This is a genomic window from Modestobacter sp. VKM Ac-2977 (assembly GCF_026968045.1).
Taxonomy (GTDB): domain Bacteria; phylum Actinomycetota; class Actinomycetes; order Mycobacteriales; family Geodermatophilaceae; genus Modestobacter.
In genome coordinates this window covers 524,507-539,228 of record NZ_JAPVBQ010000001.1, presented here as the reverse complement: position 1 = coordinate 539,228, position 14,722 = coordinate 524,507, and the positions used below count along the sequence as shown (strand labels likewise).

Genomic DNA, 14,722 nt, shown 5'->3' with positions numbered 1-14,722 from the left:
GCCCGCCGGGACCACCGGAGCGTGGGTCCGCCGTCCACCGATCGGTGGACGGCGGAGGCCGTCACCGTCGTGTCCGAAAGCCGCCAGTCGGCCGGGCCGGACGGTGCCATGCTCGTGTCATGACCGAGGTGCTGGAGCGGGGACGGCTCGACGTGGAGCACTGCTACCGCGCCGTCACCAGCCGTGACCCCCGCTTCGACGGGTGGTTCGTCACCGCGGTGCACACGACCGGCATCTACTGCCGCCCGTCCTGCCCGGCGCGCACGCCGCTGGAGCACAACGTCTCCTTCCACACCACCGCAGCCTCGGCGCAGGCGGCCGGCTTCCGCGCCTGCCGCCGCTGCCGCCCGGACGCCGTCCCCGGGTCACCGGAGTGGGACGTACGCGCCGACGTCGTGGCCCGGGCGATGCGGCTGATCGCCGACGGCGAGGTCGAGCGCGGCGGGGTCGGCGGGCTGTCGGCCCGGCTGGGCTACTCGGAACGCCAGCTGCACCGGCTGCTCACCACCGAGCTGGGGGTCGGCCCACTGGCGCTGGCCCGCGCGCAGCGCGCCCAGACCGCCCGGCTGCTGATCGAGACCACGCTGCTGCCGATGGCCGACGTCGCGTTCGCGGCCGGCTTCGCCAGCATCCGGCAGTTCAACGACACGGTGCGGTCGGTGTTCGGGACGACGCCCTCCGCACTCCGCCCGGCCACGCCGCGCAGCGACGGCGGCACCCCGGGCTGGCTGACCCTGCGGCTGGCCGCCCGCTCGCCCTTCGCCGCCGACGAGGTGCTGCTCTTCCTCGGCGCGCACGCCACCCCGGGCCTGGAGGAGTGGGACGGGACGACGTTCTCCCGGGTGCTGGACCTGCCGCACGGCCCCGCCGTGGTCCAGCTCTCCCCCGCCCCTGACGGCGGGCCGGCGGTGCTGGCCCGGCTGCGGCTGACCGAGCTGCGGGACCTCGGCGCAGCTGTCTCCCGGTGCCGGCGGCTGCTCGACCTGGACGCCGACCCCGCCGCCGTCGACGCGCTGCTCGGCGCCGACCCGGCGCTCGCCCCGCTGGTGACCGGTGCCCCGGGACGGCGGGTCCCGGCCGCCCCCGACGCCGAGGAGCTGGCGGTCCGCGCGGTGCTGGGCCAGCAGGTCTCGGTGGCCGGCGCCCGGACGCTCACCGCCCGCGTGGTCACCGCGGCGGGCCGGCCGCTGGCCGAGCCGGTCGGCACCCTCACCCACGCCTTCCCCCGCGCCGACGCCCTGGTCGACGCCGATCTGTCCGCGGTCGGCCTGACCGGGGCCCGCCGGCGCACGGTGCACACCCTGGCCGCGGCGCTGGCCAGCGGCAGCGTGCCCCTCGACCCCGGCGCCGACCGCGACGAGGCCCGCCGTCAGCTGCTGGCCCTGCCCGGCATCGGCCCGTGGACGGCGGCCCTGGTCGGGCTGCGCGGGCTGGCCGACCCCGACGTCTGGCTCCCCGGCGACCTGGCGCTGCGGCGCAGTCTCGCCGCGCTCGGCAGCTCCGACGCCGACGCCGCAGCCCGCTGGCGGCCGTGGCGCTCCTACGCCGTGATGCACCTGTGGGCGCTGGCCGTCCCGTCTCTGTTCACCCGCGGCACCACTCCCGATCGGAGCCCGTCATGACCACCGCAGCTGCCCGCTACGGCACCGTGGACACCCCGCCCGGCCCGTTCACCGTGCTCGTCACCGACGGCCCGGACGGCGCGGACGTCGTGCTCGCCAGCGGCTGGACCGACGACGTCGGCGAGCTGCTGCCGGTCGTGCACCGCTCGCTGCGGCCGACCTGGGTGGAGCGCGCCGAGGAGCTGCCGGTGCTCGACGTCGTCGACGCCTTCACCGCCGGCGACGTGACCGCGATCGACACGGTGCCGGTGCGCCAGCGCTCCGGGCCCTTCCTCACCGACGCCTGGGAGGTGCTGCGCACCGTGCCCGCCGGTCAGCCGGACACCTACGCCTCCTTCGCCGAGCGCTGCGGCCGCCCGTCCGCCGTCCGGGCGGCGGCGGGGGCGTGCGCGCGCAACGCCGCCGCGCTGTTCGTCCCCTGCCACCGGGTGCTGTCCACCGGCGGCGGCCTCGGCGGCTTCCGCTGGGGGACGCCGGTCAAGCGCTGGCTGCTGGACCACGAGGCCGAGCACTCCCCGGTCCCGGCCGGGTGACACCTCCGGCCGCCTCCCGGGAACTGTCGGACCCGTCCGGCAGCCTGACCGGCATGGACGCCGCCTCCCTGCTCGTCGGGCTCCTCATCGGTGCACTCCTGGCCGCCGCCGTCACCCTCGGGGTGGTGGCGGTGCGTGGGCGGGCCGGGGCGCCGACGGAGGCCCTCGAGCCGGTGCACGAGTCGCTGGACCACCTGCACCGGCTGCTGGCCGGCATCGAGCGCGACCGGGCCACCGCCCACGGTGAGCTGCGGGAACAGGTGGGCACCATCGGCCAGACCTCGGCCCTGCTGCGCCAGGAGACCGCCGCGCTGGTCACCGCGCTGCGCACCCCACACGTGCGCGGGCGCTGGGGCGAGCTGCAGCTGCGCCGGGTCGTGGAGGTGGCCGGGCTGCTGGAGCACTGCGACTTCGTCGAGCAGCCGTCCGGCACCACGGACCAGGGCTCGGCCGTGCGCCCCGACCTGGTCGTCACCCTGGCCGACGGCCGGCAGGTGATCGTCGACGCGAAGGTGCCGTTCACCGGGTACATCGAGGCGGTCCAGGCCACCGACCCGGCGGTGCGTGCCCAGCGGGTCGCCGACCACGCGCGGCAGCTGCGCGCCCACGTCGACATCCTCGCCGCCCGCCGGTACCCGACCGCCTTCGGCACCGCGGCACCGTTCACCGTGCTCTTCGTCCCCGCCGACGGGTTCCTCACCACGGCGCTGGAGGCCGAGCCGGCGCTGCTCGAGCACGGCTTCGGCCGCGACGTCATCATCGCCACCCCGAGCACCCTGCTGGCCCTGCTGCGCACCGTCGCCTACTCCTGGCGGCAGGAGCGGCTGGCGCACGACGCCGCCGCCGTGCTGGAAGCCGGACGCACCGTGCACGCCCGGTTGAGCACCCTGTCCGGACACCTGACCCGACTCGGCTCGGCCCTGGGGTCGGCGCTGACCCGGTACAACGAGACGGTCGGCTCCTACGAGCGCTCGGTGCTGGTGGCCACCCGGCGGTTCGACGACCTCGGCGTCGCGGCCGCACCGGTGCCGACCCCGGCACCGGTCGAGGGCACGGTCCGCGCGCTGCGGCCGCCGTCTCCGGAGCTGCCCGGGTTCGAGGAACGCGACGGCACCACCGGCTGACCCGCCCCCGGCTCGACGTCGATCGGTCAGGTGAGCACCTCGGTGGTCGCCGATCCACCCGGCAGCGAAGGACCGGGGGCCGGTGCACCGGCCTCGGCGAGGCGGGCCTCGGCCACCTGGATGGCCGTCAGCTCCAGCTCGGCGGAGACGGCGAAGGCCAGGAAGATCGCACCGGAGGTCAGCTGCGCCCAGAAGAGCAGGGCGATGACGCCGGTCAGCGGCCCGTAGGCCGACCCCAGGGAGCCGATCAGGCTGAGCGCCCCCGCCAGCAGCAAGGTGAAGCCGGTCCACAGCACCAGCGCGAGCGTGCTCCCCAGCACCAGCAACGACCAGGCCGGCTGGAGGCGGTACGGGGCCCGGCGCAGCATCAGGGTGATCGCGGCGAGCAGGAGTCCGACGGCGACGGGGCCGACCAGGAGCACGACCACCTCCTCCTCGACGCCGTACACGTCGTCCATCGCCTCGGCCGCGGCGATGAGCGTGGTCACCAGCACCGACCCCACCAGCAGCGGCACCCCGGCGATCACCGCCAGGCCCAGCGCGCGGCGGTACTTCTCGACGGTGGGCCGGTCGCGCTGGATGCCGTAGATGCGGTTGGCCCCGCGTTCGAGCTGGCCCATGGCGGTCGCCATCGCGAGCGTCGCCGCGGCGAGCCCCAAAGCCGTGGCGAGCGGGATCCCGTCGGGCTGGTCGCTCCAGGGCGACAGCACCCGCCGGACCATCGGGTCGGAGGAGCTGGGCGACAGCTGGAGCACCGTCCGGTCGATCAGCAACCGCAACGAGGGCGTCTTGAACAGGTTGCTCAGGCCGATCGCGGCGATGAGCAGCGGCACCGCGGCCAGCGACAACTGCAGCCCGAGCGCCCGGGCGTGGGAGAAGCCGTCGCCGTAGCGGAAGCGGGCCCACGAGGCGCGCCACAGTTCGCCGACCCGGCAGCTGCGCAGGACCGCCCACGCGGCGCGGGCGGTCAGCCGCTCCTCGTCCCGCGCGGCGACCTCGGGGACCAAGCTCACCGAACTCATGCGGGCAGGTCCTCCTGGACGGGGTCGTGGCGGGCGCGGTGCCCGCACAGCCGGCGACCGCCCCTCGGCGTGGACCAGCCTGTCGTCGATCCCCCGGCGGCTCCCCGTTCATGCCCGCGTGTCGGGATCGTCACCGAACCGCCACGTCCTCCTCAGCCGTTCGGGTGACCTCGGGGACGCGTGGGGCGAGTGAGGTCCTCGTGCCCAGAATGCGCCACCTCGGTGGGCCGACACCGGCGAGTTCTGGCCCGCCACTCCCGGCCGGGTCCAGCGTTCACTCAGGGAGGGCCGATACCGTGGCCCGACCAGTGGGACGGCCTCGGCCCTCCGCTGCCGACGAGGAGGTGCACCATCGCTCCGGTCACTGTCGATGCCCGAGTTCGAGACAGGCGGGAGGACGCCGTGCGTGCAGAACGCAGCGACGCCGGCCGAGCCGCAGGCCCCGGCTACCCGTCGCCCCGGGCCGCCGGCGGCGCGCCCGGCGGCCGTGCCCCACGATCACCCGGCGCGCCCGAGCGTCGTGCCCCCGACCCGCGGGCCGCCGGTCGCGGCGGCCGCCACCCCGACGAGTCCCCCCACCCCGCGCCCTCCGCTGCGCCCCGCGACGGACGACGCACCGGCTCCTCTGCGTACGGCAGCCGCTCCCACAGCACCGGGATCCGCGGCGCCTTCGCGATCGCCGGTGTCTTCCTGGTCACCCTGGTCGCCGCGGCGGCCGACTCCTACATCGGCCTCGGCCTCGGCCTGATCACGCTGGTGGCGCTCACCGTCGGGACCATCGGGGCCGCCCTGGTCACCCGCCGGAGCGACCTGCTGAGCGTCCTGGTCGCCCCGCCCCTGGTGTTCGTCGCGGTGGCCCTGCTGAACATCGGCCTGGCGCCGTCGGCCAGCTTGAACCTCCCGACGCTGGCGACGCTGCTCGTGCGCGGCTTCCCGGCCATGGGCCTGGCCACCGGCGCCGCGCTCGTGATCACCCTCGGGCGGCTGGCCGCCCGCCGCTGACCCACCTCGAACGCACGAAGGGCCGGCACCCCCACGGGTGCCGGCCCTCTCGCGTCCCGCCCTGGCTCAGCGCAGGGCGGCGGGACCGTCAGTCGGTCTCGACCGCGAGCGCCTCCCGACGCGGCTTCAGCTCGTGCGGCAGGGCGAACACCAGCCGTTCCTCTGCTGCCTTGACCGTCTCCACGTCGGCGTACCCGCGAGCCGCCAGCCAGTCGAGCACCTCGCTGACCAGGATCTCGGGCACCGAGGCGCCGCTGGTGACCCCGACCGTGCCGACGCCGTCCAGCCAGGCCTCGTCCACCTCGGAGGCGAAGTCGACCAGGTGGGAGTCCCGGGCACCGGCCTCCAGCGCCACCTCGACCAGCCGGACCGAGTTCGAGGAGTTGGTGGAGCCGACGACCAGCACCAGGTCGCACTCGGCGGCCATCTGCTTGACGGCCTGCTGACGGTTCTGCGTGGCGTAGCAGATGTCGTCGCTGGGCGGGCTCTGCAGACCGGGAAAGCGGTTCTTCAACGAGTCGACCGTCGCCAGCGTCTCGTCGACCGACAGCGTGGTCTGGGAGAGCCAGACGACCTTCTCCGGGTCGCGCACCTGGACGTTGGCGATGTCCTCGGCGCCGTCGACGAGCTGGGTGTTCGACGGGGCCTCGCCCATCGTGCCCTCGACCTCTTCGTGCCCGCGGTGGCCGATCAGCAGGATGTCGTAGTCGTCCTTGGCGAAGCGCTTGGCCTCCATGTGCACCTTGCTCACCAGGGGGCAGGTGGCGTCGATCGTCCGCAGTGACCGCTGCTCTGCCTCGGCCTTGACCGCCGGGGAGACGCCGTGCGCACTGAAGACGACGACCGCGCCCTCGGGCACCTCGTCGGTCTCCTCCACGAACACCGCACCCCGGCGCTCGAGGGTCGCCACGACGTGCTTGTTGTGCACGATCTGCTTCCGGACGTAGACCGGGGCGCCGTGGATCTCCAGCGCCCGTTCGACGGCGATGACCGCCCGGTCGACGCCGGCGCAGTACCCCCGGGGGTCGGCCAGCAGGACGCGTCCGCGCGGTTCAGCCATGCCCCCACTGTAGGTGTGCCCACGGCACAGGACCGGCCGCTGCGGCCCGGACCGGGTGGCGCTGGACACGCTGAGGCCCCACGACGTCCGCCCGGACGGGGGACGGCGCACACGGTCGGGCTGCCGGTGATCGCCACGTGCGGCACCCTGGGCCCCATGGCTCGAGAGATCCCCGAGGTGGTCCGCGCGGCAGCCGGACTGGCCGCCACCGTGCTCGACGAAGCACGCAAGCTCCCCACGACGTTGCCGGGGCTCCCGGTCCGGCTGATCGGGCAGGCCCTGCAGACCTCGCTGCACCTGCAGCAGCAGTACTCCGGCCTCGTTGCCCGCGGCGACGAGGTGCTCACCAGCCTGCGCGGCGACGCCGGACCGGGGCTGGCCACCTTCGACGACGAGGACGAGGCCCCCGCTCCCCGGCCGGCCTCCGCCGGGCGCGGCTCGGCCTTCGACCGGGTCGTGGACCTCGACGACGACCCCACGCCCGAGGAGCTCGCCGACACGCTGGCCGACGACCTCGCCGCCGCCGACCTGCCGGTGGCCGACCCCGACGACCTCTCCGAGGAGGTGGCGGCCGTGCTGGCGGCCAGCTCCGACGACACCGTCCCCGACCTCTCCCCCGGTGAGGTCGCCGCGCTGCCGGACGACCCGGAGGCCGACGCGGTGACCGCGGTCGTCGACGAACTGGCTGCCGAGGTCGCCGACGAGGTGGCGGCCGAGGTGCCCGACGCCGTCCCGGACGAGGTGCTCGAGGAGCTCACCGCCGACACCGTCGCCGACATCGCCGAGGACGAGGTCGAGATCGAGGCGGCGGTCGCCGACGAGCTCGTCGCCGAACCCGCGGTGCCCGGTACCCCGCCCGCCGAGGTCCTCGCGGCCGGGGTGTCGACGCTGGACGACATCTCCCCCGAGCAGGTGCCCGGGCAGACCCGGATCGTCGACGACGCGGTGCCCGACGTCCCCGCGCTCGACGACGCGACCGAGGAGCTGGTCGACCTCGGCGGACCGGAGGCGGCGGAGAGCGTCACGCCCGGCAGCGCGGTCACCGACAGCGCCGCCAGCGACCCGCTGGTCCCCGCCGACACGCCGGCCGAGGCGACCGGGCCGGCCGCCGACGGGGCACCGGTCAGCCCGGTCGAGGGCTACGACTCCTTCAGCATCCCGGCGTTGCGCGGGCACCTGCGCGCCTACCCGACCGAGACCGTGGCCGACCTGCTCGACTACGAGCGGGCCACCCGCGCCCGCGCGCCCTACGTGACGCTGCTGCAGAACCGGCTGGAGAAGCTCAGCGCCGACCGCGGCTGAGCCGGCGGCAGTGACGAGGCAGGCAGCGGAGACGGTGGGCGACGGGGGCACGACGGGCAGCAGGCACACGAACCGCAACGGGGACACGGGGGGACGTCGGGGGCTCGTCCTGGTGCTCGCGCTGGTCGCCGTGCTGGTGGTCGCGGTCGGGGTGGCCGTCTGGCTGCGGGGCGCCGGGGCGGATGACGAGCAGACCCCGACGGCCGTCGGCGCCCCCACCACCACCACATCGCCCACGGCCCCGAGCCCGACACCCACGCCGACACCCACGCCGACGCCGACGTTCGACCGCACCCAGCAGTCGATCACCGACCCGGCCAGCACCTGGGTGGTCGTCAACAAGGCCCGCCCGCTCAGCCCGATCGACTGGGCCCCGGCCGACCTGGTCCCGATCGGGAACGGGTACCAGCTGCGCGCAGAGGCCGCGCAGGCGATGGACGCGATGATCGACGCCGCCGCTGCCCAGGGCATCGACCTGAGCGTGCAGAGCGCCTACCGGTCCTACGAGTACCAGGTGGCGCTCTTCGAGGCCCAGGTCAGCCGCTTCGGCGAGGACCGGGCCGAGATCCAGGTGGCCCGGCCCGGCCACAGCGAGCACCAGACGGGACTGGCGGCCGACGTCGGCGGTGGCGGGTGCGACATCGAGAGCTGCTTCGCCACCACGGCCGAGGGCCAGTGGGTGGCCGCCCACGCCGCCGAGTTCGGCTATCTCGTGCGGTACCCCGAGGGCGGGCAGGACGTGACCGGGTTCAAGTACGAGCCCTGGCACGTCCGGTACGTGGGCGCCCCGCTGGCCACGGAGATGCAGCACACCGGGACAGCCACCATGGAGGAGTTCTTCGGGCTCCCCGCGGCTCCGGGCTACCCCGGCTGAGACGGCACCCTCCCGGGGCACGACCCGAGCTCGCCGGGCTCGGGGAGGAGCGGGTCCTCCGTCTGGCAGGCTCGGCCGGGTGAGCAGTCCGTCCTCCCCCGAGTCGCCCTGGCCGGTCCGCACCGTGGCGCGCAAGGTGGCCGAGTGGATCGGCCGGCTCGGTGAGGTGTGGGTCGAGGGACAGGTCGCCCAGCTGTCCCGGCGCGGCAACGCCGCGACCGTCTTCCTCACCCTGCGCGACCCCGCCGCGGACCTCTCGGTGCCGGTCACCTGCCACCGGGACGTCGCCGACCGGCCGGGCCTGGAGCTCACCGAGGGCGCCCGGGTCATCGTCCGCGCCCGCCCCGACTACTACGTCGCCCGCGGGTCCTTCTCGCTGCGCGCCACCGAGATCCGGGCGGTCGGCCTCGGCGAGCTGCTGGCCCGGATCGAGCGGATCCGCCGGCTGCTGGCCGCCGAGGGGCTGTTCGACGCCGCCCGCAAGCGCCCGCTGCCCTTCGCCCCGGCCGTCGTCGGCGTGATCACCGGGCGGGACAGCGCCGCCGAGCGCGACGTGCTGGTCACCGCCCGGCGGCGCTGGCCCGCGGTCCGCCTCGCGATGCACAACTGCGCCGTGCAGGGTCCGACGGCGGCCGAGTCGGTGATCGCCGGACTGCAGCGGCTGGACGCCGACCCGACGGTGGAGGTCATCGTCATCGCCCGCGGTGGCGGTTCGGTCGAGGACCTGCTGCCGTTCTCCGACGAGGGCCTGGTGCGAGCGATCGCGGCCAGCCGCACGCCCGTCGTCACCGCCGTCGGGCACGAGACCGACACCACGCTGGTCGACCACGTGGCCGACGTCCGGGCGGCCACCCCCACCGACGCCGCGCACCGGGTCGTCCCGGAGATCGGCGAACAGACGCGGCTGGTCGAGGGGCTGCGCGCCCGGGCCCGGCACCTGCTGGGCAGCCGCCTGGACCAGCAGGAACGCTGGCTGGAGTCGGTGCGCAGCCGCCCGGTGCTGGCCGATCCCCAGCGGCTGCTGGCCGGCCGGGCCGACGACGTCACCGCGCTGCGCACCCGGGCCACCCGCACGCTGACGCACCGGGTGGAGGGCGCCGAACGCGACCTCGTGCACGCCCGTGCCCGGGTCGCCGCACTGTCCCCCGCCGCGACGCTGGAGCGCGGCTACGCGGTGGTCCAGCGGGCCGACGGCGCGCTGGTCCGCGACCCCGCCGGGGTGGACGACGGCGAGCGGCTGCAGGTCCGGGTGGCCGGCGGCCGGCTACCGGTGCGGGTCGACCGCACGCCCGCCGGGGAGGATGGGGAACCGTGACCGAACAGCCCGAGCAGGCCGTCGAGCCGACCCAGACCTACGAGCAGGCCCGCGAGGAGCTCGCCGACGTGGTGCGCCGGTTGGAGGCCGGCGGCCTCACCCTGGAGGAGTCGCTGACCCTCTGGGAGCGCGGCGAGCAACTGGCCGAGCTGTGCCAGCACTGGCTCGACCGGGCCCGCGAACGCCTGGCTGCCGCCGCCCCCGGGCAGGACGACTAGGGGGCGTAGGGGGCCAGGGAGCCGGCCAGGGTCGCCAGCTCCTCCTCCGACGCCGAACCGCTGACCACCAGGGTGGCGCCGTCCGCGGTCCGGGTGAGCGCCGTCTCCCCGCGCTGGGTGTCGAGCCGCTCCCACGTCTGTCCGTCGACCTGCTCGGTGCCGTCGGCGGTCGCGCCCTCGAGGACGTCGGCGAGCGCAGCTGCGCCCGGGTCGTCGCTGACCACGTACCCGGCGTACTCCTCGCTCGGGGTGAACCAGCCGATCTCCAGGGTCACCGGGTCGCCGGCCTGCACGGAGCCCGCGTTGGTGCGCACGCTCGTCGACCGCCACCCGTCGGGGAGGTCGGTCGGCACCAGCAGCTCGTAGTCCGCCCGCTCGGCGGCCGCCCGCTGCGCGCTCGCGGGGTCGACGTCGCGGACCGGGTCCGCCGGGTTCTGCCGGAGCGCCGTGACGCCCACGATCACCAGGCAGATGACCAGCAGCGGCAGGAGTGACCGGATCATGTTGGCCGAGGTGAAGCGGTGCATCCGGTCGACGGCCGGGGACGCGGCGGGGGCCGGGCCGCCGGCGTCGGGAGACGCGCCGGTCGAGGCGTCGGTCGCGGTGACGGAGGGCTGGGCGGGCCGGGGCTGCTCGCCGTCCTGGCCGGTGTCGGGCATGCCCCTAGGATCGCAGCACCGCTCCACCACCCCGCTGGGCAGCGTCGCCCGACGGCTCTCAGGAGGTCCTGTGTCCCTTCCCCTGCCCGACGGCCCGCTGCAGGCCAGGCCGGCCTCCACCCTGCGCGCCGACCGACCGGCCCCGGACCGCAACCTGGCCCTGGAACTGGTCCGGGTCACCGAGGCCGCCGCGCTGGCCGCCGGCCGGTGGGTCGGCAGGGGTGACAAGAACGGTGGCGACGGCGCCGCGGTCGACGCGATGCGCGCGCTCATCGGCACGGTGCACATGCGCGGCGTCGTGGTGATCGGGGAGGGCGAGAAGGACGAGGCCCCGATGCTCTACAACGGCGAGCACGTCGGCGACGGCTGGGGCAACGACTACGACGTCGCGGTGGACCCGATCGACGGTACGACGCTGATGGCCAAGGGCATGCCCAACGCGATCGCGGTGATGGCGGTGGCCGACCGGGGGGCGATGTACGACCCGTCCGCCGTCTTCTACATGGACAAGATCGCCACGGGCCCGGCTGCCGCCGACGTCGTCGACATCACCGCACCGGTGGCGGAGAACGTCCGCAGGGTGGCGAAGGCCAAGCGCAGCTCGGTGGGCGACGTGACCGTCTGCATCCTGGACCGGCCGCGGCACGAGACGTTGGTCCGCGAGGTGCGCGAGGCCGGCGCCCGGATCAAGTTCATCACCGACGGCGACGTCGCCGGCGCGATCGCCGCAGCCCGCGAGGGCACCGGCGTCGACCTGCTCATGGGCATCGGCGGCACCCCGGAGGGGATCATCACCGCCTGCGCCCTGAAGTGCATGGGCGGTGCGCTGCAGGGTCGGCTGTGGCCCAAGGACGACGCCGAGCGGCAGCGGGCACTGGACGCGGGACACGACCTGGACCGCGTGCTGGCGATCGACGACCTGGTCCGCGGCGACGTGTTCTTCGTCGCCACCGGCATCACCGATGGCGAGCTGCTCCGCGGGGTGCAGTACCGCGCCGGCGGGGCCACCACCCAGTCGCTGGTGATGCGCTCCCGCTCGGGCACCATCCGCTCGATCGAGAGCCTGCACTCGCTGCAGAAGCTCAACGAGTACTCGGCCGTCCCCTTCGGCGACGACGAGTCCTGAGCCGTCGGCCCCCGCCGCCCCGGCTCAGGAGCCGGGCGGCGGGGCCGACCGGCGCTCGGCCAGCCGGTCCAGGACGGCGCGCCACCGGCTGGGCGACTCCCCCGGCGCCAGGCTGCGCAGCTTCAGGTCACCGAAGACGGTCCAGCCCCGGACGAGGACGCGCGGGGTGCCCGGGAGTCGAGGCACCGGCGCGAGCTCGGTCTTGCGGTCACCGAAGACGGTCCACCCCTCGATCTCGGCGGCGACGCCCTCGCTGACGATGACCTCGACGTCGCCGAAGACCGTGCCCAGCTGCAGCGCCACCACCTCCTCCGAGGTGCGCAGGCCGCGGAGGTCGATGCGGACGTCGCCGAAGACGGTGCTCGCCCGCTCCGGCACGCTGGTGGTCGCGGTCAGCTTCACGTCCCCGAAGACGGTGGCGATCGTGCCCGTCGTCCGCTCGCCGACGATCTCCCCGACCGCCGGGACGGCCGTCGCCGGGGCGGGGAGGTCGGCGAGCAGCTGGTCGAGGTCGGCCGTCGTCACCGCGGCGTAGGCGACGTCGGCCCGCTGGGTGAACTCGTCCACGCTGATCCGACCCTCGCCGAGGGCGGCCTGCAGCCGGGTCACCACCGCCTCGCGCTCGGCGTCGGAGGCCCGGACGGTGGCGGTGAGCGGCGGAGTCTCCGACCGGCCGCTGGGGAGGGACTCCGAGTTCATGGGCGGACCTTAGGGCACGGTCAGCTCATCGGGAGCGACTCGCACAGCGGCGACCTCCTCCAGCAGGCCAGGGGTCCGACCAGCTGACGACCCCCACAGGTGTCATCACGCCCACGCTGGCCGAGTCGATCAACGAGAGGCCGGCCAAGCCGTCGAAGACCCGGCCGTCGATCGTGCGCATCCGAGCGAGCACGCCGGAAGACGACGACCGGCCGACGTCAGCAGGGCAGCGACCCGGCGGCGTCCGGGTGGCTCCGGCTCAGCAGTCGCTCGGGCTGTCGGCCCATCGTCATGACCCGTCTCCGTGTCCGGTCACGCCGAACGCGGCATCTGCCGATGACGTGACCAGCCCGTAGTGCACACGAGGTCTCCGGAGCAGGCGCCCGCCCGTGGTGTCTAGGGTCGCTCCCGCAGGACCATCAGCACACATCACACCCGGGGAGCGCAGCGTGGCCACCGAGACAGACGGCGGGGAGTACCGCATCGAGCACGACTCCATGGGGGAGGTCCGCGTCCCCTCGTGGGCGAAGTGGCGCGCCCAGACCCAGCGGGCCGTGGAGAACTTCCCGATCTCCGGCACGCCCATCGAGCGCGAGCTGATCGGTGCGCTGGCGGCGATCAAGGGTGCCGCCGCCGGGGTGAACGCCTCTCTCGGCGTGCTGCCGCAGGACGTCGCCGACGCCGTCACCGAGGCGGCGGCGACCGTCGCCCGGGGCGACTGGGACGCGCACTTCCCGATCGACGTCTTCCAGACCGGGTCCGGCACGTCGAGCAACATGAACACCAACGAGGTCATCGCCACCCTGGCCACCGAGTCCCTCGGCTCGCCGGTGCACCCGAACGACCACGTCAACGCCTCGCAGTCGTCCAACGACGTCTTCCCCTCCGCCATCCACGTCGCGGCGACCGGCGCCATCGTGCGCGACCTGGTGCCCGCGCTGGAGCACCTGGCCGGCTCCCTGGAGCGCAAGGCCACCGAGTTCGCCGAGGTCGTCAAGAGCGGCCGCACCCACCTGATGGACGCCACCCCGGTCACTCTGGGCCAGGAGTTCGGCGGTTACGCGGCCGCCGTCCGCTACGGCATCGAGCGGCTGCACGCCTCGCTCCCCCGGATCGGTGAGCTCCCGCTGGGCGGCACCGCCGTCGGCACCGGCATCAACACCCCGCCCGGATTCGCCGCCGCGATCATCGAGCGCCTGGCCGGCGAGCTGGACCTGCCGCTGTCGGAGGCCCGTGACCACTTCGAGGCGCAGAGCTCCCGGGACGCCCTGGTCGAGGGGTCCGGTCAGCTCAAGACGATCGCCGTCGGCCTGATCAAGATCGCCAATGACCTCCGCTGGATGGGCTCGGGCCCGCGCACCGGCCTGGGCGAGATCGCCCTGCCCGACCTTCAGCCGGGCAGCTCGATCATGCCGGGCAAGGTGAACCCGGTGATCCCCGAGGCGGTGATCCAGGTGGGTGCGCAGGTGATCGGCAACGACGCCGCCGTCACCTACGCAGGCACCACCGGCGTCTTCGAGCTCAACGTGACGCTGCCGCTGATGGCCCGCAACGTGCTGGAGTCGATCCGGCTGCTGGCCAACGTCAGCCGGCTGCTGGCCGACCGCTGCGTCGACGGGGTCACCGCCAACGTCGAGCAGTGCCGCACCTACGCCGAGTCCTCCCCCTCGATCGTCACGCCGCTGAACAAGTACATCGGCTACGAGGAGGCGGCCAAGGTCGCCAAGCAGTCGCTGGCCGAGCAGAAGACCATCCGCCAGGTCGTGGTGGAGCGCGGCTACGTGGAGCAGGGGAAGCTCACCGAGGAGCAGCTGGACGCCGCCCTCGACGTGCTGTCCATGACCCACCCCTGACCCGGCTCCGCTCCCCGGGCCCCGCTCTCCCCGGCCGCACCGCCCTGGGGCGGCCGGGGCGGCTGTGACTCGTGGGGCGCAGTGACACCCGTGCGACGCAGGTTACGCCGAGTAGTCCGACAACAGCGGCGCGTCGTCGGGCGCGAGCACTTCGGGCGAGTGACGATGCTCCTTGTCCGGAGTCGGCCCGGAGCAGACCCCACCCGGGGCACTCTCCACCGACCGGCCCGTGTGGTCGGAGCGCTCCCACAGCACCCCAGCCGGGTGCACCGGGACCGTCTGCGGACGCCACGGGCAGCCACGCGGGCGGGCC

Annotated in this window: 14 protein-coding genes; 10 read left to right on the top strand and 4 right to left on the bottom strand. The window is 74.8% G+C overall.

Annotation, left to right across the window (positions count from 1 at the left end):
* The first annotated feature begins 119 nt into the window (after positions 1-119).
* From O2V63_RS02555 to O2V63_RS02545, 3 genes are read left to right on the top strand one after another with little or no spacing between them, the layout of a single operon-like run.
* Complete coding sequence (locus O2V63_RS02555; protein WP_269166001.1) at positions 120-1,622, top strand: Ada metal-binding domain-containing protein; 1,503 nt, start codon at positions 120-122, stop codon at positions 1,620-1,622.
* Positions 1,619-2,155: a methylated-DNA--[protein]-cysteine S-methyltransferase gene (locus O2V63_RS02550; protein WP_269166000.1), complete on the top strand. Its 537-nt coding sequence runs from the start codon at positions 1,619-1,621 to the stop codon at positions 2,153-2,155. Before O2V63_RS02555 ends, O2V63_RS02550 begins: the two co-directional genes overlap by 4 nt.
* 53 nt (positions 2,156-2,208) lie before the next feature.
* Complete coding sequence (locus O2V63_RS02545; RefSeq protein WP_269165999.1) at positions 2,209-3,279, top strand: DNA recombination protein RmuC; 1,071 nt, start codon at positions 2,209-2,211, stop codon at positions 3,277-3,279.
* A 26-nt stretch (positions 3,280-3,305) separates the two neighbouring features.
* On the opposite strand, the gene O2V63_RS02540 is transcribed toward O2V63_RS02545, so the two are convergent.
* Complete coding sequence (locus O2V63_RS02540; protein WP_269165998.1) at positions 3,306-4,301, bottom strand: YihY/virulence factor BrkB family protein; 996 nt, start codon at positions 4,299-4,301, stop codon at positions 3,306-3,308.
* A gap of 402 nt (positions 4,302-4,703) precedes the next feature.
* Here O2V63_RS02540 and O2V63_RS02535 point away from each other — a divergent pair, with 402 nt between their 5' ends.
* Entirely contained in the window at positions 4,704-5,303 is a 600-nt protein-coding gene (locus O2V63_RS02535) for a DUF6542 domain-containing protein (RefSeq protein WP_269165997.1), read from the top strand.
* 88 nt (positions 5,304-5,391) lie between these two features.
* On the opposite strand, the gene O2V63_RS02530 is transcribed toward O2V63_RS02535, so the two are convergent.
* On the bottom strand, positions 5,392-6,363 hold the full coding sequence (locus tag O2V63_RS02530) for a 4-hydroxy-3-methylbut-2-enyl diphosphate reductase (RefSeq protein WP_269165996.1): 972 nt from the start codon (positions 6,361-6,363) through the stop codon (positions 5,392-5,394).
* 156 nt (positions 6,364-6,519) lie between these two features.
* Between O2V63_RS02530 and O2V63_RS02525 the strand changes: the two genes are divergently transcribed.
* The 4 genes from O2V63_RS02525 to O2V63_RS02510 all read left to right on the top strand — a co-directional run bounded on the left by O2V63_RS02525 (position 6,520) and on the right by O2V63_RS02510 (position 10,072).
* The gene (locus tag O2V63_RS02525; protein ID WP_269165995.1) at positions 6,520-7,665 is read left to right on the top strand and encodes a lipid droplet-associated protein; all 1,146 of its coding nucleotides are present in this window, start codon (positions 6,520-6,522) and stop codon (positions 7,663-7,665) included.
* Between the two features lie 112 nt (positions 7,666-7,777).
* Complete coding sequence (locus O2V63_RS02520) at positions 7,778-8,539, top strand: M15 family metallopeptidase (RefSeq protein ID WP_269165994.1); 762 nt, start codon at positions 7,778-7,780, stop codon at positions 8,537-8,539.
* Positions 8,540-8,618: 79 nt separating this feature from the next.
* Positions 8,619-9,854 (top strand): exodeoxyribonuclease VII large subunit, encoded by a 1,236-nt coding sequence (gene xseA, locus O2V63_RS02515; RefSeq protein WP_269165993.1) that lies wholly within the window; start codon positions 8,619-8,621, stop codon positions 9,852-9,854.
* Positions 9,851-10,072 carry an exodeoxyribonuclease VII small subunit gene (locus O2V63_RS02510; RefSeq protein WP_269165992.1) on the top strand — a complete coding sequence of 74 codons (222 nt, stop codon included), beginning with the start codon at positions 9,851-9,853 and terminating at the stop codon, positions 10,070-10,072. The genes xseA and O2V63_RS02510 overlap by 4 nt, the downstream gene beginning before the upstream one ends.
* Here the strand turns inward: O2V63_RS02510 and O2V63_RS02505 are convergent.
* Positions 10,069-10,731 carry a DUF4245 domain-containing protein gene (locus O2V63_RS02505; RefSeq protein ID WP_269165991.1) on the bottom strand — a complete coding sequence of 221 codons (663 nt, stop codon included), beginning with the start codon at positions 10,729-10,731 and terminating at the stop codon, positions 10,069-10,071. The genes O2V63_RS02510 and O2V63_RS02505 overlap by 4 nt on opposite strands.
* Positions 10,732-10,801: 70 nt before the next feature.
* Between O2V63_RS02505 and glpX the strand changes: the two genes are divergently transcribed.
* Complete coding sequence (glpX, locus tag O2V63_RS02500; RefSeq protein ID WP_269165990.1) at positions 10,802-11,857, top strand: class II fructose-bisphosphatase; 1,056 nt, start codon at positions 10,802-10,804, stop codon at positions 11,855-11,857.
* A gap of 24 nt (positions 11,858-11,881) precedes the next feature.
* Here the strand turns inward: glpX and O2V63_RS02495 are convergent, their stop codons facing one another.
* Positions 11,882-12,556, bottom strand: coding sequence for a DUF1707 SHOCT-like domain-containing protein (locus O2V63_RS02495; protein WP_269165989.1), 675 nt, complete (start codon positions 12,554-12,556; stop codon positions 11,882-11,884).
* Positions 12,557-13,005: 449 nt separating this feature from the next.
* Here O2V63_RS02495 and O2V63_RS02490 point away from each other — a divergent pair, with 449 nt between their 5' ends.
* On the top strand, positions 13,006-14,409 hold the full coding sequence (locus O2V63_RS02490) for a class II fumarate hydratase (protein ID WP_269165988.1): 1,404 nt from the start codon (positions 13,006-13,008) through the stop codon (positions 14,407-14,409).
* Positions 14,410-14,722: the final 313 nt, after the last annotated feature.